This window comes from Oenococcus sicerae (assembly GCF_004102045.2).
Classification (GTDB): domain Bacteria; phylum Bacillota; class Bacilli; order Lactobacillales; family Lactobacillaceae; genus Oenococcus; species Oenococcus sicerae.
In genome coordinates, this window is the sequence record NZ_CP029684.2 from 499,860 (window position 1) to 516,399 (window position 16,540).

16 protein-coding genes are annotated in these 16,540 nt (G+C 41.3%); 4 read left to right on the plus strand and 12 right to left on the minus strand.

Annotation, left to right across the window (positions count from 1 at the left end):
- Positions 1-13: 13 nt before the first annotated feature.
- Entirely contained in the window at positions 14-1,240 is a 1,227-nt protein-coding gene (locus DLJ48_RS02545) for an MFS transporter (protein WP_128685634.1), read from the plus strand.
- A 51-nt stretch (positions 1,241-1,291) separates the two neighbouring features.
- Positions 1,292-1,873 (plus strand): TMEM175 family protein, encoded by a 582-nt coding sequence (locus DLJ48_RS02550; RefSeq protein WP_128685636.1) that lies wholly within the window; start codon positions 1,292-1,294, stop codon positions 1,871-1,873.
- A gap of 46 nt (positions 1,874-1,919) precedes the next feature.
- Here the strand turns inward: DLJ48_RS02550 and DLJ48_RS02555 are convergent, their stop codons facing one another.
- Positions 1,920-2,882, minus strand: coding sequence for a DMT family transporter (locus tag DLJ48_RS02555; RefSeq protein ID WP_128685638.1), 963 nt, complete (start codon positions 2,880-2,882; stop codon positions 1,920-1,922).
- An 88-nt stretch (positions 2,883-2,970) separates the two neighbouring features.
- Between DLJ48_RS02555 and DLJ48_RS02560 the strand changes: the two genes are divergently transcribed.
- A complete protein-coding gene (locus DLJ48_RS02560) occupies positions 2,971-3,411 on the plus strand; it encodes a universal stress protein (RefSeq protein ID WP_128685640.1) in 441 nt (146 codons plus the stop codon).
- Between the two features lie 53 nt (positions 3,412-3,464).
- On the opposite strand, the gene DLJ48_RS02565 is transcribed toward DLJ48_RS02560, so the two are convergent.
- The 6 genes from DLJ48_RS02565 to tpiA all read right to left on the minus strand — a co-directional run bounded on the left by DLJ48_RS02565 (position 3,465) and on the right by tpiA (position 10,369).
- On the minus strand, positions 3,465-5,549 hold the full coding sequence (locus tag DLJ48_RS02565; RefSeq protein ID WP_128687065.1) for a copper-translocating P-type ATPase: 2,085 nt from the start codon (positions 5,547-5,549) through the stop codon (positions 3,465-3,467).
- Between the two features lie 29 nt (positions 5,550-5,578).
- Positions 5,579-6,019 carry a CopY/TcrY family copper transport repressor gene (locus tag DLJ48_RS02570; protein ID WP_128685642.1) on the minus strand — a complete coding sequence of 147 codons (441 nt, stop codon included), beginning with the start codon at positions 6,017-6,019 and terminating at the stop codon, positions 5,579-5,581.
- A gap of 88 nt (positions 6,020-6,107) precedes the next feature.
- Positions 6,108-6,740: an NAD(P)H-binding protein gene (locus DLJ48_RS02575; RefSeq protein ID WP_128685644.1), complete on the minus strand. Its 633-nt coding sequence runs from the start codon at positions 6,738-6,740 to the stop codon at positions 6,108-6,110.
- A 70-nt stretch (positions 6,741-6,810) separates the two neighbouring features.
- The gene (eno, locus tag DLJ48_RS02580; RefSeq protein WP_128685646.1) at positions 6,811-8,157 is read right to left on the minus strand and encodes a phosphopyruvate hydratase; all 1,347 of its coding nucleotides are present in this window, start codon (positions 8,155-8,157) and stop codon (positions 6,811-6,813) included.
- 113 nt (positions 8,158-8,270) lie between these two features.
- Positions 8,271-9,479 carry an ABC transporter ATP-binding protein gene (locus tag DLJ48_RS02585; RefSeq protein WP_128685648.1) on the minus strand — a complete coding sequence of 403 codons (1,209 nt, stop codon included), beginning with the start codon at positions 9,477-9,479 and terminating at the stop codon, positions 8,271-8,273.
- 158 nt (positions 9,480-9,637) lie between these two features.
- Entirely contained in the window at positions 9,638-10,369 is a 732-nt protein-coding gene (tpiA, locus tag DLJ48_RS02590) for a triose-phosphate isomerase (RefSeq protein WP_128685650.1), read from the minus strand.
- Between the two features lie 20 nt (positions 10,370-10,389).
- On the opposite strand from tpiA, the gene DLJ48_RS02595 reads away from it, so the two are divergent.
- Positions 10,390-11,328 carry a glycosyltransferase gene (locus DLJ48_RS02595; RefSeq protein WP_128685652.1) on the plus strand — a complete coding sequence of 313 codons (939 nt, stop codon included), beginning with the start codon at positions 10,390-10,392 and terminating at the stop codon, positions 11,326-11,328.
- Here DLJ48_RS02595 and DLJ48_RS02600 read toward each other — a convergent pair.
- Genes DLJ48_RS02600 through murB form a run of 5 tightly spaced genes read right to left on the minus strand, consistent with a single transcriptional unit; the run spans position 11,320 to position 16,494 of the window.
- On the minus strand, positions 11,320-11,628 hold the full coding sequence (locus tag DLJ48_RS02600) for a hypothetical protein (RefSeq protein WP_128685654.1): 309 nt from the start codon (positions 11,626-11,628) through the stop codon (positions 11,320-11,322). The two genes, DLJ48_RS02595 and DLJ48_RS02600, sit on opposite strands and share 9 nt — an antisense overlap.
- Positions 11,628-12,641, minus strand: a complete 1,014-nt coding sequence (locus DLJ48_RS02605) for a CdaR family protein (protein ID WP_128685656.1) — start codon at positions 12,639-12,641, stop codon at positions 11,628-11,630. Before DLJ48_RS02605 ends, DLJ48_RS02600 begins: the two co-directional genes overlap by 1 nt.
- Complete coding sequence (gene cdaA, locus DLJ48_RS02610; protein WP_128685658.1) at positions 12,641-13,510, minus strand: diadenylate cyclase CdaA; 870 nt, start codon at positions 13,508-13,510, stop codon at positions 12,641-12,643. The genes DLJ48_RS02605 and cdaA overlap by 1 nt, the downstream gene beginning before the upstream one ends.
- 15 nt (positions 13,511-13,525) lie before the next feature.
- Positions 13,526-15,643 carry a cation:proton antiporter gene (locus DLJ48_RS02615; protein ID WP_128685660.1) on the minus strand — a complete coding sequence of 706 codons (2,118 nt, stop codon included), beginning with the start codon at positions 15,641-15,643 and terminating at the stop codon, positions 13,526-13,528.
- Complete coding sequence (gene murB / locus DLJ48_RS02620; RefSeq protein ID WP_243148696.1) at positions 15,643-16,494, minus strand: UDP-N-acetylmuramate dehydrogenase; 852 nt, start codon at positions 16,492-16,494, stop codon at positions 15,643-15,645. The genes DLJ48_RS02615 and murB overlap by 1 nt, the downstream gene beginning before the upstream one ends.
- Positions 16,495-16,540 lie beyond the last annotated feature (46 nt).

Sequence of the window (16,540 nt, forward strand, 5' to 3'; positions counted from 1 at the left end):
ATATAGGGGAAATATGCTGAATAAATTTTATCGTTTACCAAAATGGCGGAAAAATATTTATATCCTGTGGTTCGGAACTTTTATGATCGGCATGGGTTCTGGTGAAGTACTGCCTTTTTTAAGTCTTTTCACTGAATCATTGGGAAATTTCACAAAAGCACAGGTTAATTTATATTCCGGTATCGCTTTTTCGGCGACCTTTTTGATGACTGCGATCGTTTCGCCCATTTGGGGACGATTAGCTGATCGTATCGGTCGCAAGCCTATGCTTTTAAGAGCCGCTTTGGGCATGTCGATCGTTTATACTTTGACAGGATTTTCATCAAATGTTTGGCAATTGATCGGTCTCAGATTTTTAATGGGCTTTTTTAATGGCTATGTTTCTAACGCAAATGCGTTAGTGGCTAAAGACACGCCAAAAGTGTTTTCCGGACAAGCTTTGGGAATTGTTGTCACCGGCTATACTTCCGGTGCTTTGGTTGGTCCGCTGCTGGGTGGTTTTTTAGCCGATCTTTTTGGCTATCGCATGCCCTTTTTTATTACTGGCGCCATTTTCTTCCTACTGACTTTTTTGACAGCTATCGGCGTTCATGAAGACAAATCAACCTTAGTCACAGAAAAACCAAAGGGCAAGCAGCCATCAGTTTTGAAGTCTGTTAAATTCCCTGTCATGATCGTAGGTCTCTTTGTGACTTCCATGGTTGTCAACTTGGTCACCAATTCTATCAATCCGATCCTGTCACAATTCGTTCGACAATTAATGTCACCTCATTTAGGTCAACTATCCATGATGGCCGGATTGGTAGCAGCCGCTCCAGGGATCACCGCAATCATCTTTGCGCCCAAATTCGGCCGTTTAGGTGATCGGATCGGATCGGAAAAACTTGTCATTGGGGGATTTATTGTCGGTGTTTTATCAATGATTCCGATGGCTTTTGTCACAAACGTTTGGCTGCTGGTGGTGTTGCGCCTTTTCGTTGGATTAACGACTGCAGCGATGAACCCAGCTATTCAGGCTATTCTAGCTCATGAGACACCACAGGAATTTACAAGCCGAATTTTTTCTTATAATCAAAGCTTTTTAGCAATGGGAAACGTTTTTGGTCCGCTGCTTGGTTCTTTTGTGGCAAACCTTGTCGGTTATCGCGGTGTCTTCATTGTCAGCGGCGGCTTAGTCTTGCTGAATTTAGTCAGCTTTTTTACTATTTCTAAGCCTCTGCGTCTGAAACATGCTGCTTGATCCAGATCATAATTTTACAAAATAAAAATTGCTTTTGCTAAAATAGTCCATATGAATAAAGCAAGAATCGAGGCCTTTACAGATGCCATTTTGGCTATTTTAGTCACGATCATGGTCTTAGAATTTCATGTTCCCAAGACTGCCGATTGGCAAAGTCTCGTCAAAGAAAACGGTGTCTATTTTATTGCTTATGTGATCGCTTTCGCTGATGTCAGCGTTTCTTGGTACAATCACCATTATTTGCTTGCTTTGGCTGAGCGCATCAACAAAGCCGTTTACTGGTCCAATATGTTATGGATGTTCACCTTGTCGCTCATCCCCTTTGCTGTTGCTTTTATCAGCGAACATCCCGCTAACAGCACACCAGCTATCTTTTATTTAGCCGTTAATATAGCTTGGGCCTTAAGTTATCTCAATCTATCCCAGCAAATCGCAAGGGCCAATAATTCAGACATAGCTAAAAAAATACAGCTAATGCCTATTTACAGTTACCTGCATTCTTCATGGTTAGCCGTCTATCCACTTGCTTTTGTCATTTTATTTTTTTGGCCGCCAATCGTCATTGTGATGGGTGCCATCGAAATTATCATTGCTGCCTTTAAATCAAACAATCCAGAAATTGATTTCAAATAAAAAGATCTTAAATTCACTTAAGATCTTTTTATTTATGAAATATTAATTAATCGGCTGTTTTCTGACGAATCGGCAAATGCGTACGCCGATAGTTGGAAATAAAAGTGAGCGTTGAACCAATCAAAATAATAACAATACCAATGATCGTTGTTGGCACAATTTTTTCGTGCAGAATCAGCGTGGCTAAAATCGGAGCCAACCCAGGTTTGATGAAAAAGACCAGACTTGCAGTTGAAACATTTGTAATTTCCATCGCCATGAAATAGGCTGCAAATCCACCACCAGTAACTAAGACACCAATGAACAGCAAGATGGGCAAATGAGCGAGGTTGATACCGCGCAAAATGGGTATGTTTGCAAAGTCTGTTAAACCAACTGATCTCAAAAAACTACCAACGACCGTGATCTTCGAAACCCAAGCAATGATCAGTAATTCCAGCGATCCAGCAAAGAAAGTAAAACAAGTCATCGTGATGCCATCATAATTGAGTTTGACAGAACCAAAACGAGAAATGACCGAATATAGACCAAAAGTTAAGGCCGACAGCAGCGCTAAAGTCAGACCCAAGGGGTTAGTCAAGTGCGCCGGATTAGCAATGACGATCAGCCCAATAATGGAGACAACTGTCGAAATTATCTCTGCTCGAGCAATTCGTTCCCTTAAAATCAGTACCACAAAAATGAGCGCAAACACTGGATTTGAAGAGAACAGAACCGCAACAGTTGAGGCTTCATCAACGACGATCGCAATCTGAAAAAGCGACATCGAAATAATGACACACATAAAACCAGTCAGGGCAAAAATGGCAAAATCAGCCAGTCTTGGCGTTAGATCGGTGTTTCTCCGAATCGACTTGATCGCAAACGGTAAGAGCACTAAGGCTCCAATAAAAAAACGAATCAGATTCAATTGAATTGGATTAAAACTGGCACCAGCCATTTTTAAAGCTATTTCCATCGAACTAAACATTAAGGTCGCAAAAGCGATCAGCAAGTAAGCTTTTTTCATAAACGGCTACATTCCCTCAAAAAAGTAATCAATGTGTTCAAGCATAGTACAAATTGATAATCATTTCAAAAATGTCTAAAATAGAGGTATGGATATCGCATATAAAACAATTCTAATTGCAACAGACGGAAGTAAAGAAGCAACAGATGCTTTCAAAAAAGCCGTGACATTGGCAGCCCTGCATGGTGAGGAAACAACGCTCGTTATTGCTCATGTGATCGATACACCATCACTTCAATCCATGGGAACTTTTGATGAAAAGTTTTTGGAGAAATTAACCAACGAAGCTTTGGATAACTTGGATAAATTGAAAAAGCGGGCGTTAGCAGCTGGCGTGAAAAACGTTAAAACACATGTTGAGTACGGCTCGCCAAGACAGCTGATCGCTTACAAGATTCCAGATGCATTCAATGCAGATCTGTTGATCGTTGGTGCAACTGGATTAACAAAATTTGAAAAGTTATTAATCGGTTCGGTAACGGCCTTCGTTGTCAGAAACGCCAAGATAGATGTCTTGATCACAAAATAAAAAAACTGCAAAATTGATTGCAGTTTTTTTATTGTTTTCAAATGCATTTTGGATCAAGCTTTCAGAGTCATTGCGTTTAAAGCAACCACTAACGTTGACAAAGCCATAATTGCCGCGCCGACAGCAGGTGAAAGAATAATGCCGATGGGCGCCAAAACACCAGCAGCCAGGGGAATCGCAATCAAGTTATAACCAGCACCCCACCAAAGATTCTCAATCATTTTGGCCATTGTTTTCTTAGCTAATTTCAGAAAACGCAGAATATCGGCTGGATCAGATTTAACCAAAACAACATCAGCCGAATCAACGGCAACATCAGTACCAGCACCAATTGCGATACCAATATCAGCTCGAGTTAGACTTGGCGCATCATTAATGCCATCCCCAACCATGGCAATTTTGTGGCCCTCTTTAATATACTGAGCCACAATTTTATCTTTATCAGCAGGCAATAGCTCCGCATGGATGTCAGTGATCCCTAATTGATCAGCCACAATTTTTGCAGAACCTGTGTTGTCGCCAGTCAGCATCACGGGATTAATCGCCAGTTTTTTCAACCCAGCAATCAAAGCTTTGGATTGTGGTCTGATCAGATCACCTTGGGCTACGAAGCCTAATACGTGAGTATCCGCAACAAGATAGGAAAGCGAATTGCCTTGATCAGCCAATCGATGGTTTTGTTTCTCATCGAACACGATATGTTGATCCATAAGATATTTCGTTGAAACTAATTGATAATGTTTGCCATTGACATCACCCTCTAAGCCGACACCGGCAATCGCATTAACATTTTGTGCTGCCAATAAAGACAGCTTTTTTTGATTGGCAAAACTAACAATACTCTTTGCCAAAGGATGGGTAGAATTTGTTTCCAAGCTTGCAATGATGGACAGAACTTGGTCATTTGTATATTCGGAAACAATAAACTTGCCTTCTGTCAGTGTGCCTGTCTTATCCATTGCGATCGTGTCAATTTTTGTGGCATTTTCGATAGCTTGCCGATTACGTACCAGCAGCCCATTTGTCGCGCCAATCGAAGTTGAGCGTGCTATTACTAACGGGATCGCCAAACCCAGAGCATGCGGACAAGCGATAACCAAGACGGTCACAAGGCGTTCCAAGGCAGTGTCAAAGTTCTTCGTGAACATATACCAACTAATAAAAGTTATAATGCCCACCACGAGTGCAATATAAAACAACCAGCTAGAGACTTCATCGGCCAAACTTTCCGATTTTGATTTTTGCTGCTGCGCCTTGGCGATCATGTCCATAACTTGTGCAACAAAACCCGACTGCCCTGTTCCGGTAACGAGCACTTTTAGACTGCCATTACCATTCAAAGAACCACCGATGACCTGATCACCTAGTTTTTTTGCAACAGGCCGACTTTCGCCAGTCACCATCGCCTCATTAATATCAGAACTGCCATCAACGATCTTGCCATCGACCGGTACTTTTTCGCCAGCTCCGACCAGCACCGTTTGACCGATCTTAATATCGGATAGTGCCATTTTCATTTGCATATCGCCATGTAAAACAATTGCCTCACTCGGCAGCAAAGCAGCCATTTTTTCGAGCGAATCACTCGCTTTGGAAGTCGCTTTTTGTTCCAACCAATGACCCAGCAGCATGATATCGATTAAAGTTGTGAGCTCCAGCCAAAAATCCATTTTCATGTTTGTAAATAAAGTAAATAGACTGTAAAGATAGGCAACGATAATTGCCATTGCGATCAAACTCATCATGGCAGGTTTTCTCATCTGCAGTTCCATACGTGCGTGTTTAATAAAAATGCCGCCGCCGTAAAAGAAAATGATACTGGCGAGTCCAGCCGATAACCATTGAGATCCAGGGAAGACAAGAATGGCTGTTTTTAAAGCACCCATCAAATCAGACATGAATAACACTGGAATCGTCAACACAAGGGAGACCCAGAATTTCTTTTCAAAATCAGCCGACATCATCATACTCTCATGAGCCATTTTCATGTCAGACATATCCATTGTTTCTTTTTTGCCATCAGTCATTTTCATGTCAGACATATCCATTGTTTCTTTTTTGCCATCAGTCATTTTCATGTCAGACATATCCATTGTTTCTTTTTTGCCATCAGTCATTTTCATGTCAGACATATCCATTGTTTCTTTTTTGCCATCAGTCATTTTCATCAGCAGTTTCCCTTCGTTCCCGGCAAGCAATTGCACGCCACCATGTTCGGTGCATCAACGATCTTTTTTTGTAGAACAGCAATCATTTTGTCAATATCATCTTTTGACAAATCTACTTTTTGCAGCAAGTCAGTCAGGACCATGCCGTTTTTCATCGCACACATTGCTGCAAATAAATCTTGGCCAGCTTGCAGCATAGCTGAGTCTTCAGAAACCAGCGCTTTGAATTTACGGCCGCGACTCACGCCATCATCGGTTAAATAGCCCTTTCTTTCCAAACGCATCACAAGCGTTTTGATCGTTGACGGACGCCAAGATTCTTTTTTATTCAAATAGCTGATCAGTTCGGTAGTCGTTACTTGACCAAGCGACCAGATAATCCGCATCACTTGCCATTCTGCACTTGAAATTTGTTCTTTTTTATAATCTACATTTGTCATCTACATATTAGTCTACACTTGTAGATTATAAAGTCAATAAAAAACGTCCCTAGTTAAGGAACGTTTCCAAACAAAAAACAGATGCTACTTAATAAAAACTAGGTTTAGCAAAATTGGTGTTTGGCTCAACAACAGCATTAGCTTCACGAATACCTAATTTTGGATCTTGAATCAAGTCGATCACATATTGTGAAATCGCCTGGCGCGTTACTTGAGCACCGATCAAAGGCTGACCTTTTTTTTGAATCTCATAACGTGTATTACCATCTTGGTTGTAAAGCCAAGTCATACGCAAATAGGTATAGTCAAGGTCAGAGTTTTCCAAGGCTGTCACCGCCTGCTTATGTGGACGATAACCACCACCGATCATGCTGTTATTCCATTTGCCAAAAGCACCTGCCACCTCATCAAAAACACCTAACAGCCCGGCAACGATTAAACGCTTTTTAGCAAGCTGGTCCATCACTGTGATCACTTTTTTAATTGCCTCAGGTCCATCAAAATCCATGAAAACAACATCAGCGTCCGTGATGGCCATTTTGACATCATTAGCCTTAGTTGCATCCCCATCAATAATACGCACACGCGGATTGGAAAAATCCAAAAGACGTTGTGTTGCTTGCCGTGCAAATAAAGTTAGCTGTGCATCAGTTTGTTTTTGGAGCATCGGAATTAAATAACTCGGTATCTGTCCAGCTGCCCCAATAATCGTAATTTTCATTTTTCCTCCTTCAATTAATTTCAACTATTAAAAAAAGCCGAACTAATGTCCGACTTTTTCCAGAAATCAATTAGCCCTTATGTCCTTGAATCTCTTTTTTAGCATCAGCGCTCAAATTGTAGAATGAATTGATGCCTTTATAAGCCGAAACACCCGTTGGTTCGCCTTGGTTGAGTTCATCTTCAATTCTCATTAATTGATTATACTTGGCAATACGATCAGTTCGACTCATTGAACCAGTCTTGATCTGTCCAGCATTTGTCGCAACAACCAAGTCAGCGATCGTCGTATCTTCGGTCTCACCAGAACGATGAGAAACGATAGCCGTATAGCCAGCTTCCTTAGCCATCTCAATTGCTTCAAAAGTCTCAGTTAAAGTACCAATTTGGTTCAATTTAATCAAAATCGCATTGGCAGCACCCAACTTGATACCCTTTTTCAGATAATCAGTGTTCGTAGCAAAGAAATCATCACCGACGATTTGGACTTTCTTGCCCAATTCTTTGGTCATTTCAACCCAGTCATCCCACTCATTTTCATCCAGCGGATCCTCAACAGATACAATTGGATACTTCGCAACCAAACCTTCGATATACTTTTCAAATTCAGGAGCTGTAAACTCTTCACCAGTTGACCACTTTAACTTGTACTTCTTCGTATCAGCGTTATAAAGCTCCGAAGCAGCAACATCTGTTGCCAAGGCAATATCAACACCAGGCTTGTAACCCGCTGCCACAATTGCCTTAACAAGATATTGCAAAGGCTCTTCGTTATTAGCGAAATCAGGGGCAAAACCACCTTCATCACCAACACCAGTGTTCTTGCCATCAGCTTCCAACAATTTCTTCAAATTGTGGAAAGTCTCAGAACCCATACGGATCGCTTCTTTAACAGACTTAGCGCCAACAGGCATGATCATAAATTCCTGGAAGTCGACCTTGTTGTCTGAATGCGCACCACCATTGATAACGTTCATCATTGGTGTTGGCAAAACGTATGAATTAGGTCCGCCAAGATACTGATAAAGCGGCAAACCAGATTCCTCAGCAGCTGCTCTTGCAACAGCAATCGAAACAGACAAAATGGCATTAGCACCAAGCTTGCCTTTGTTAGGCGTACCATCTAATGCGATCATAGCCAAATCAATGCCGCGCTGGTCAGCAGCATCGAATTTGCCAACCAAGGCATCGGAAATAACACCATTGACATTGGCAACAGCTTTAGTGACACCCTTGCCCAAATAACGGCTTTTATCACCATCGCGCAATTCAACAGCTTCGTGTTCGCCGGTTGAAGCACCAGATGGAACAATGCCTCGACCGAAGCTACCATCTTCGGTATATACTTCAGCTTCGACAGTAGGATTTCCACGTGAGTCAAGAACTTCACGCGCATAAATACTTGCAATTAATGACATATTTTTCCTCCATACAACACCTAATATTTTAGCAGACCTCAGCATACGAAAAATCTAAATGTAAATAAAAACACAATCTGTTTAGCAAACAAACTGTGTTTTTAAAACAATCATTAATATTTGGCAGAAAACTTTTGTCCTTCAAGTGAAGTTCCCTTGGTATTGGCAACATCAGAATCTTGTCTTGTCGGACTTTTGTATACTTTCGTTCCTTCAGGTACGATCGTTAACTCCGTTGTGGGATCAAAGAAATGTGCATTCGGCATTTGGAAAGTCAGTTCCGTGCGATCGCCAGTCTGAGATAGTTCTCGAGCACCGACCCGCGCCACGAACTGTTGATTATCAACTTGAAAATAGTACATTGTTTCAGCACCCAAAGGCTCAACTAAGTCCAGCCGAACCTTGATGGTGTCGCCAGGATAAGTATCCTTAGCGATCGGCTCAGTATGAATATCTTCTGGCCGAATACCAAAGACAATTTCTTTGCCTTCGTATCCTTGTTCTTTTAAGAACTTGGAAGTTCCCTTGGGCACGAGCAGGTTGACTTTGCCGTCTTTAGAGATCAACGTGTCGCCTTTTAAAGTGAGATTCATAAAATTCATCGAAGGTGAGCCCATAAAACCAGCCACGAATTTATTACCAGGATTGTTGTACAGATCTTCCGGTGAACCATCTTGCTGGATGACACCGTGATCAATCAAAACGATTCGGTCGGCCATTGTCATCGCTTCTATTTGATCATGAGTCACATAAATAAAATTGTTGCCTAATTCTTGATGCAGTTTAGCAATCGTAGAACGCATCTCGACACGTAATTTGGCGTCCAAGTTAGAAAGAGGCTCATCCAAAAGCATTACCTTGGCATCACGAACCATTGCACGACCTAAAGCAACACGTTGCCGTTGACCACCGGATAAATTAGCTGGCTTCCGATCCAAAAAATCTGTTAAACCAAGCAGATCGGCCGCCTTATCGACAGCTGCCTTAATTTTATCCTTCGGTTCTTTACGTAGTTTCAAACCAAAAGCCATGTTATCAAAAACTGTCATATGCGGATATAAAGCATAGTTTTGAAAAACCATCGCAATGTCACGATTCTTTGGCTCAACATTATTCATGAGCTTTTCATCCATCTTGAATTCGCCAGAAGTGATATCTTCCAAGCCGGCGATCATTCTCAGGACTGTTGATTTTCCTGATCCCGAAGGGCCGATGAAGACTGTAAATTCGCCATCTTTGATTTTCAAACTATAATCAGGCACCGCTGCCACAATTTGGCCTGGATAGACCTTGCGGATATGTTCCAAAGACATTTCAACCATTTTATCTCCTTGGGGAAGACATAATTTGCTAGCTGCACCACCGCTTGGCAGCTTCCCATTCATCTCAGAGTTGTGTTTTCAAATTGACGACACACTTTGCTGCGTTTAATTTCAAAACGACTTCATTATAAAAGAAAATGACCAAAATGTAAACGTTTTCACTTTTTTTGATCAGCTCTTTGTACAATCTGGACCAATTCCCAAAAAGTCTGAAAATCTAAAGCCGCTTTGCCGACTAAGACACCATCAATGTCCACTTGATTGATCAAATCTTTTAAATTATCCCGATTAACCGAGCCGCCATATAGAATGCGTGTTGCATCAGCAACGTTAATGCCATAAAGTTTTTTGATCGTTTTTCGAATCTGGGCGGCAACATCCTCAGCACCTTTAGTACTGGCAGACATACCTGTGCCAATAGCAAAAGTCGGTTCAAAACCAATCATGATACGCTGCATCTGTTCTTCTAAAACACCTTCCAAGACTGGTGCAACTTGTTCGAGTTCCTCGACATCCACGATAACGTTCATGCCATTGTTCAAAGCCGTTCGAACTTTTAAATTAACCGTGGAATTTGTCTCATTAAATAATTCCCGCCGCTCAAAATGACCAAGCATCACATAGTCAACACCGATATTAGCTAAGGCTTTTGGTGATGTTTCGCCTGTAAAAGGTCCAAAATTCTCCCAATGCGCATTTTGAGCAACGATCGAAACTGGTGTTTCATCGGCAATTCTGATCAAATCCGGTAAAAAAAGATCTTGAGAGGCAATTGCAACTTCAATTTGTCGATCATTTTTTAGTTTCTTAATCAACTTCGCCACATATTGATCAGCTTGATCACGCAAAAAATTCATTTTCCAATTGGCAATAATAATCGGTTTTCTCATGCTTCTATTATAGTTAATATATGAATTGGGTGACTTTAACTTACGAACCATGGATGCCGATCGGCGCCGATAAAGCCAAACAGGATTTTGCGGCGATCGCTGAAAAACATGCCTACCATCCTTTAATAATTGATCGAGCCAGCCAAACGGTTGACTTAAACTTAATCCAAAAAAATGATCTGCTTATCCATCAATATCCCAGCTATCTCGGTGATGCTTGGGAACTGGATTTTTTACAAAATGTTCAGAGAATCGGTGCTCGTTTTGGATTGATGATCCACGATTTTGAACCATTGCGTATTTTAGATCAGCAATCAAATAGAGCTGCCTGGCAATTGTTAGCTGCTGCAGATTTTTTGGTCGTTCATAATTCAGCGATGGCGGCAGTGATGCTGAAAGCTAATTCCACTGTTTTTCAACTAGGATTATTCGATTATCTCACGGACACAAATAGTTCCACGAGCCGTTTGCCAGAAACTTTGGCATATGCTGGCAGTTTGACAAAAGCAAGTTGGTTAAAAGACTATTCACTCAATTTACCTTTGGAGGTATTCGGCCGAGTGCCGAGAAAATGGTCACTAGCAAATAAGGATCAGGTGAATTTCCACGAGGCATTAAGTCCGGAAATCATTGCGCAGTCATTAGAAAGTCACTGGGGATTAGTTTGGGATACCAATACAAAAAAAGCTGGTTATCAAAACTATGAAAAAATTAATTCACCACACAAACTCAGCCTATATTTGGCAGCTGATATCCCCGTTATCGTCTGGCAGCAAGCGGCAATTGCAGAGATTGTTTTACAAAATCACATCGGTATCACAATTGATAACCTTCATGATATTAGTGAACAAATAAAAAATGCTGAGATCGATTTTCACAAACTCAAGCATTTTTCAAACAAAATTCGTTCAGGCTATTTCACAACGACCGTCCTCGAAAAAATAGACAAACTAGCCTAAACGGTTGTCGTTCAAAATGGCCTGCATCTCTTTTTGGATTTCTGGTGTTTTACGCCACTCTTCCCAACTAGTCATTGAGAATCCTGGATCGGAATAATGCTCATTAATATACCTTTCCACTTTTTCTACGTGATTCGAATGCGGAATATTCAATTTAAGAATTCGAACCTGCTGAATGAAATGATTCTCGGCTGCGTACTCGGCCCGACCATTAATAATAATATTGCCTAATTCCTCATAAGTCGAACCATCCAAACGCGTAATTTCTTCAACAAGATCAAAAACCATATAATCAGCCACTAATTCCCCCCTGAACTTGATGAAGCTGACGATCTTGAGGTAATCGACACCTCAATCGCTTTAGGCGTGATTTCATTGACACCTTTCGGCAGAGACGGTTTGATCGTCAAAACACCGCCAGCGCTACTAATTTGATCCAAATCTACCGTCAAAGGCAATGAATCAATCTTATCGACCGTCGCCTTAGCACCCGTTATTTGAATACTTGATGAACTCAATGTCACATTATAGTTGGAAACTGATTTAGAACCAGTAAATTTAGGATTCAATGAAACAGTTTTCGTCTCAGTCGCGTTGCTATTAACTGTAAATTGGCTCGTGACATCCAAAGAAGCAACTACTGAATTCGGTGTAATATCAACATAAACGACCGAACCATTTTTATCCACCGCTTTTAAAGCAACGCTTTTTGTAATGCTAGATTCTGTGTTTGCCGGGACACTCAGACTTGCCGATACATGATTAACCAGTTTGACCAGATCAGAAGGTCCGACAATCGTTGCCTTGACCTGAGAGATCTTAAAGCCAGCAACAACATACTTGTTAGCAATATTATCTCGATTATATGTTGCAATGATCGGAACGCTTTTGGAAATTTTTCTCGACACATTGACAGTTAAAGACGAAGGATCTAGCTTTTTAGCCAAGCTGTCTGACAACCCTGTCAAATGAACTTGGACCTGCTGAGAACCAATTTTAGGTTTTTCAAGGTTGATCGTTGCACGAATTGTTTGTGAATTTTGCGCTGCCGTCACAAGGCCCGAAGGGCCTGTTACCTTAACTTTGATCGTTTGCGGAATACCAGAAACATAGTACTTCTTGTCATTCATGATGATATTAATCGGAATATTCAGGTCTGCCGTCTGCGTCGTAATTAATTGATTTTCATGATTACGGCTGCTGCTAAGACTGCCGATCGTACCGGTTACATAGACAAAGAGCGCGATCGCCATGGCTAATGTCACGATCAATTGAAACCATTTTGCCCGAAAAAGAGAACTAATATATTTCATTAAGAATTCTCCTTTTTTGAATTATCTTGGTCATGCTTTTTTTTAGCGGAACCAGCTATCCAGCTAGCTAAATTAGAGAAAACAGCACTACGATTTTTTTCATTTTCCGGAATTAAACGATCACGCAAGAACTGGTCATATTTTTCTGGTTTCAGGCTGCGATACAACACACCCTTGTGAGCAATCGACACTTCACCTGTCTCTTCAGAAACAATGATGACGATCGCATCGGTTGACTCGGCCAAACCTAGTCCAGCGCGATGGCGAGTACCTAAATCTTTTGACGTACTAGGATTACTAGAAAGCGGCAAGTAAGCTGTTGCTGCTTCTAAACGATCACCATTAATGATAGCGGCACCATCATGCAAAGGTGTATTGGGAATAAAAGTATTAATCAACAAGGCCGAACTAACTTGAGCATCCAGCGTAATACCGGTCTCGATAATTTCAGCTAAGCTTGTTTCTTGTTCAATTGCGATCAAAGCGCCAATACGGCGTCTGGACAAGTAAGGCAGCGCCTGATCCAAGGCTGTCATGACGATCTCTTCAGAGGGCACAGACGGACCTGACGGACGAAAAAAGGATTTTGTGCCAAGGTTTTCCAAAGCACGGCGAATTTCTTGCTGAAATAACACCACTAATGCAATCGGTCCCCAATTGATAACCTGATCCAGAATCCAAGAAACCGTATCAAAACCAAACCACCAAGCGATCAAACGTACAAAAATCAAAATAACAATGCCGCGAACCAACTGCATTGCACGAGTACCGCGAACCCAATTGGCAACATTATAAAGAACAAACCAAATGATCAGAATATCGCCTAAATGAACCAGATTTTCATATGTAAAGATGTTAGCTAAATTCATTGATTTCAGTATAACTTAACTACCGTCGGCCGAAAGGGCTGAGGTCTCAGCGAAGTTGATTTCTTGCAATAATTTAATGCCTAGCAAACGTGAAATTCGATTGGCTTCAAACAATTGTTGTACAGCATCTCGTTCTGCTTTGAGCGCACTTAAAGATAATTCCATCATCGAAGCATCGTAATTCTTATTAAAAGTGCGGCTTGCTTTGATTTTCGCCAACCAGCTGCGATAGTTGATAATCGTGTTAAAGGCTGCTTGCTGATCATATTTATCAATTTTCTTCGTCTCTAAATAGTCAGTCAAAGCCTTGATACCAGCCTTGGCTCGTGCCCGGTGAATCATAGCGTTTTCTTTTTTTGCCTGAACTGAATCCGTACGACTGATCTTCATTTCAGCCACTTGCAGAGTACGTCGGATAAGGCGTAAGAACCACTGAAAAGAAAAACTCCTTTTACGTCCGACATCACGCAACGACCATTTAACACCACGCATATTAGCATGGTAGACAGGTGTTGAAAGTTTTCGCTGTCCTCTGTATTTTTCAATTGTTTTCACTTCAGCAGTCAAAGCGATCACGCGAAAATCACGTTCTTTTGTAGCCAATTTTTTCGCAGACTGTTGATCAATTTTTAATTGCAGATCATTGATCTTCTGCTGGCGATCAAACACAAGATCGTAAATAACCGCTTGTTTGGCATTAACGACCTGGTTACCGAATTCAGCATCATGCAGCTGCAATTTGAGTGCCTGAACACCTGAGCGTAATTGAAAAATACGAGCTGATTCCTCACTAATAAATTTATGTTTCTTCTCTCTTTGACCGATTTCGTTAATATTAAATTCTGATTCCTGATCAATGAGCTGCACATCAACCGGCAAAGATGATACAGCGCCTGCGCGTTTAGTCAGGATCGGCAGCATGACTGAAGCAACAACTAAAGATAAAATCACCGCCACACCGGCAATGAAGACTAGCAAATAATAATGTGGAAAAGCATCTCCGGAAACAGACTGAATCGACAAGACTGCTGCTAGTGCAATTGCACCACGTACCCCAGAAAAGGCCATAATCGCTGATCCCATCAAGGATGGTGCTGATGAGTTATTAGGATTTTTTTTGAAACTCAGATACTCATTCGCGTAAGTCCAGATTGCCCGAATGAGAAAGACAACAAACCAAACCAGTACACCATAAATGATGCCTCGAAACAAATTTAAATGAGAACTGATAATTGCGTTTTTGTATGCTAACGGCAACTGCATACCCAACATGATAAAAATCGTGCCATTTAAAACAAAAGCTAGTGCTCGCCATATTGATTCAGATAAAACATCAAACTCAAAACTAGAATTATAGTCGGCGTTATTTCTTAATTTGGTCAAAATTCCCGCAACAACAACGGCGATCACACCCGAGGAGTGTTCCACTTCTTCAGCAATGAAAAAGATCAAAAAAGGTGTCAATATGCTAATAATGACCTGTAAAATTTCATCATTGGCACCATGTTTTCTAATGAATTCAGTACCCCAATCCAAAAACGAAATCAGAAAGAAGCCAGTTAGGGCGCCTACAACAGAAATATAAATAAAATTAAACAATGCATCATGCCAGATGAAAGATCCCAGCATAGTTGCTGAAACCGCATACTTGAAGGCAACCAGCCCGGAAGCATCATTCAAAAGACTTTCGCCCATTAAAACATGCAATAAATTATCAGGGATCTTGATCCGCGAGAGAATCGTGCCAGCCGCTACAGGATCCGTTGGCGACAAGGCCGCCGCCAAAGCAATACTAACTGATAATGGCAGTACCGGAATTAGCAAGTGAATGATCCAGCCGCCGCCGAGTGCAGTTAAAAAGACCAGCACGATCGCATTAGCAATGATCGGCGCTTTTAACTGCCACAATTCCCTTTTAGGAAAACGCCAAGCATCATTAAACAGCATTGGTGCAATAAATAAGAGCAAAAACCATTCGCTGTCCAAACCAAAACTTCCATGAATGAAAAAAGATAGTCCAACGCCGCAAAGGATCTGAAGAAGGCTAACAGGCACAAGCGGGAAAAAATGCGCAACCAAACTACTAGCAACGATCAAAGAAACAATTATTGGAAATAGTAGTAGTAATTCCATTAATTCTCCGTAAATCCCTTTCCAATCATTTTGATTTCCAATTCCATATCAATATGGTCTTTCAGCCGAATGGTGTGTTTGACTAGGTTGATCAGGTCGAGATAATCCGCAGTAGTGGCATGATCAACATTTACAATAAAATTAGCGTGTTTTGTCGAAAGCTGCGCGCCACCTATTTGTATGCCCTGCAGGCCGGCTTCGCTAACTAATTTACCAGCATAATAACCAGTCGGTCTCTTGAACACAGAACCATTCGAAGGCAGATTCAAAGGCTGCTTGCTGATACGCCGTAAATTAAACTCATCCATCCAGTGGCGAATGACAGCTGGATCATCTTTTTCCAATTCAAAAACTGCTTGCACAATATAATAGTCATTGCGCTGAATACCGGAATTGCGATAAGAAAAACCAAGCTTCTCTTTAGTAAGTATAACTGATTTCCCCTGATGATCTAAAGCAATCACACTTTTAAGGCAATCAGCTGTGTTGCCACCATAGGCGCCGGCGTTCATATAGACAGCACCACCAACAGAACCCGGCAGACCGGCAGCCCACTCAAGCCCAGACAGACCGTGTTCGTAGGCAAATTCCGAAACAGAAATCATATCAATACCGGCATCAGCAACAATTTTATTTTGATCAATATGGATCGTCTTCATTTCGCTTGTAATGATCACAAGACCTGCAACACCTTGATCGGAAATCAGCATGTTGCTAAGCTGGCCTAAAACATGCACCGCTAGTTTTGCTTTATCAGCGGCTGCCAATAGTTTTTTCATTTCTTGACGCGTCTTTGGCAAAGCAAGGTAATCAACAATGCCGCCAACTTGTGCAAAAGCGTATTCAGCAATTTCTTTGTCTTTGTATATTTCAATATTGGAAAATTGTTTAATAAAA

Coding starts and splice junctions, on each gene's coding strand:
- DLJ48_RS02545 (WP_128685634.1), top strand. CDS start 14: ATGCTGAATAAATTTTATCGTTTACCAAAATGGCGGAAAAATATTTAT.
- DLJ48_RS02550 (WP_128685636.1), top strand. CDS start 1,292: ATGAATAAAGCAAGAATCGAGGCCTTTACAGATGCCATTTTGGCTATT.
- DLJ48_RS02555 (WP_128685638.1), bottom strand. CDS start 2,882: ATGAAAAAAGCTTACTTGCTGATCGCTTTTGCGACCTTAATGTTTAGT.
- DLJ48_RS02560 (WP_128685640.1), top strand. CDS start 2,971: ATGGATATCGCATATAAAACAATTCTAATTGCAACAGACGGAAGTAAA.
- DLJ48_RS02565 (WP_128687065.1), bottom strand. CDS start 5,549: ATGGATATGTCTGACATGAAAATGACTGATGGCAAAAAAGAAACAATG.
- DLJ48_RS02570 (WP_128685642.1), bottom strand. CDS start 6,019: ATGACAAATGTAGATTATAAAAAAGAACAAATTTCAAGTGCAGAATGG.
- DLJ48_RS02575 (WP_128685644.1), bottom strand. CDS start 6,740: ATGAAAATTACGATTATTGGGGCAGCTGGACAGATACCGAGTTATTTA.
- eno (WP_128685646.1), bottom strand. CDS start 8,157: ATGTCATTAATTGCAAGTATTTATGCGCGTGAAGTTCTTGACTCACGT.
- DLJ48_RS02585 (WP_128685648.1), bottom strand. CDS start 9,479: ATGGTTGAAATGTCTTTGGAACATATCCGCAAGGTCTATCCAGGCCAA.
- tpiA (WP_128685650.1), bottom strand. CDS start 10,369: ATGAGAAAACCGATTATTATTGCCAATTGGAAAATGAATTTTTTGCGT.
- DLJ48_RS02595 (WP_128685652.1), top strand. CDS start 10,390: ATGAATTGGGTGACTTTAACTTACGAACCATGGATGCCGATCGGCGCC.
- DLJ48_RS02605 (WP_128685656.1), bottom strand. CDS start 12,641: ATGAAATATATTAGTTCTCTTTTTCGGGCAAAATGGTTTCAATTGATC.
- cdaA (WP_128685658.1), bottom strand. CDS start 13,510: ATGAATTTAGCTAACATCTTTACATATGAAAATCTGGTTCATTTAGGC.
- DLJ48_RS02615 (WP_128685660.1), bottom strand. CDS start 15,643: ATGGAATTACTACTACTATTTCCAATAATTGTTTCTTTGATCGTTGCT.